The sequence below is a fragment of the Pseudomonas sp. XP2 genome, assembly GCF_053557975.1.
This window is the reverse complement of record NZ_JBNRIK010000066.1, coordinates 1-1,160: the sequence shown is the minus strand read 5'-3', so window position 1 is coordinate 1,160 and position 1,160 is coordinate 1. Positions and strand designations below refer to the sequence as shown.

The 1,160-nt window shown below is 57.6% G+C and carries 1 protein-coding gene; it reads left to right on the top strand.

Translation table 11 applies throughout. The features are described 5' to 3' along the window. Window positions 1–1,160, top strand: a 1,160-nt coding sequence (gene tuf, locus ACK1VC_RS28900) for an elongation factor Tu (RefSeq protein WP_054833600.1), incomplete at both ends; no start/stop codon positions are given.

Sequence of the window (1,160 nt, the reverse complement as noted above, 5' to 3'; positions counted from 1 at the left end):
TTTGATCGTTCCCTTCCCCACGTTAACGTCGGCACTATCGGCCACGTTGACCACGGTAAGACCACTCTGACCGCAGCTCTGACTCGCGTCTGCTCCGAAGTTTTCGGTTCGGCAGTCGTTGAGTTCGACAAGATCGACTCGGCTCCGGAAGAAAAAGCGCGCGGTATCACCATCAACACCGCTCACGTCGAGTACAACTCGAACATTCGTCACTACGCTCACGTTGACTGCCCAGGTCACGCTGACTACGTGAAGAACATGATCACCGGTGCTGCCCAGATGGACGGCGCGATCCTGGTTTGCTCGGCCGCCGATGGTCCGATGCCACAAACCCGTGAGCACATCCTGCTGTCCCGTCAGGTTGGCGTTCCGTACATCGTGGTCTTCCTGAACAAGGCTGACCTGGTAGACGACGCTGAGCTGCTGGAACTGGTCGAGATGGAAGTTCGCGACCTGCTGTCCACCTATGACTTCCCAGGCGACGACACCCCGATCATCATCGGTTCGGCTCGTATGGCGCTGGAAGGCAAAGACGACAACGAGATGGGCACCTCCGCCGTCAAGAAGCTGGTTGAAACTCTGGACAGCTACATCCCAGAGCCAGAGCGTGCTATCGACAAGCCGTTCCTGATGCCAATCGAAGACGTATTCTCGATCTCGGGTCGTGGTACCGTTGTTACCGGTCGTATCGAGCGTGGTATCGTCCGCGTTCAGGATCCGCTGGAAATCGTTGGTCTGCGTGACACCACCACCACCACCTGCACCGGTGTTGAGATGTTCCGCAAGCTGCTGGACGAAGGTCGTGCTGGCGAGAACTGCGGCGTTCTGCTGCGTGGTACCAAGCGTGACGACGTTGAGCGTGGCCAGGTTCTGGTCAAGCCAGGTTCGGTCAAGCCGCACACCAAGTTCACCGCAGAAGTCTACGTCCTGTCGAAGGAAGAAGGCGGTCGTCACACTCCGTTCTTCAAAGGCTACCGTCCTCAGTTCTACTTCCGTACCACTGACGTGACCGGTAACTGCGAACTGCCGGAAGGCGTTGAAATGGTAATGCCAGGTGACAACATTCAGATGACTGTTACCCTGATCAAGACCATCGCAATGGAAGACGGTCTGCGCTTCGCTATCCGTGAAGGCGGTCGTACCGTCGGCGCCGGCGTCGT